This window comes from Methanoculleus chikugoensis, assembly GCF_900095385.1.
Lineage (GTDB): Archaea > Halobacteriota > Methanomicrobia > Methanomicrobiales > Methanoculleaceae > Methanoculleus > Methanoculleus chikugoensis_A.
This window is the reverse complement of record NZ_FMID01000032.1, coordinates 1-970: the sequence shown is the minus strand read 5'-3', so window position 1 is coordinate 970 and position 970 is coordinate 1. Positions and strand designations below refer to the sequence as shown.

The following is a 970-nucleotide window of genomic DNA, read 5'->3' as shown; positions in this document are numbered from 1 at the left end:
GATCCTCATCGCCGCCGCGATCACCCTCTTTGCCGGGGCGCCGCTCACCATCCTCCTCCCGCTCGTCCCGGTCATCCTCTTCTTCCTCGCAAACGCCCTGATCATCGGGATGGCCTCCCGGAGTTTCAAGGAACTCTCGTTCGTCTCGATCTTCTTCTCGACCCTCGCCACGTCGTACCTCTTCTTCCCGACGGTCTTTGCGAACACCCACGTCATCAGCATCATCTCGCCCCTCACCCTGGTCGTCCTCGATATCCAGGGCGACGGGTTCACCGCCATGGAGTACGTCTACTCGACCGTGCTCTTCTTTGCAACGAGCATCATCCTCTTCTACGTCGGCATCACGAACTTCCGCGAGGAGCGCCTCTTCTCAGAGAAGCCGCTCACTTCAAGGCTCGCGGACTTCGTCTCGGCCGGGGTCAGCCGCGACCACCCGCACCTCTCGCTCTTCCTGCTCGCCGGTTTCACGATACCGTTTGTCTTCATGGCCCAGATGCTGACGCTCGTCCTCTTCTTCAACATCCCAATGCCGCTCTCCCTCGTCCTCCTGACCGTCTCCGCGGCGTTCATCGAGGAGTTCGCGAAGTCGATCGGGCTTTACGCGGTGGCACGGGAGCGGCCCGGGTTCCTGACACCGAGGAACCTGCTCCTCGCGGCGGTCGCGATCGGGTCCGGGTTCCTCGTCGGCGAAAAACTCCTCCTCTTCGCCACGCTCGCCCAGATCACCGAGTCGATCTTCGGGAGCGTCCTCTTCCTCTCCCTCCAGGTGCTCTGGATGCCGCTCCTCCTCCACATCACGGGCGTGCTCATCACCGGCGGCTTCCTCCTGCTCTGGGGGCGGCAGGGTTACGGCCCGGGGCTCATCGCGGCGTGCACGGTGCACAGTCTCTACAACCTCCACTTCCTGATGGGGGCGCTCCTGTGAAGAGACGAAATATCGGCCTTATCGCGAAGAAAGAACTCCTCGGGC

The 970-nt window shown here is 62.6% G+C and carries 1 pseudogene; it reads left to right on the top strand.

The window, feature by feature from the left end:
* Positions 1 to 925: pseudogene (locus L21_RS06765) on the top strand (PrsW family intramembrane metalloprotease); the annotation flags it as partial.
* Between the last annotated feature and the right edge of the window lie 45 nt (positions 926 to 970).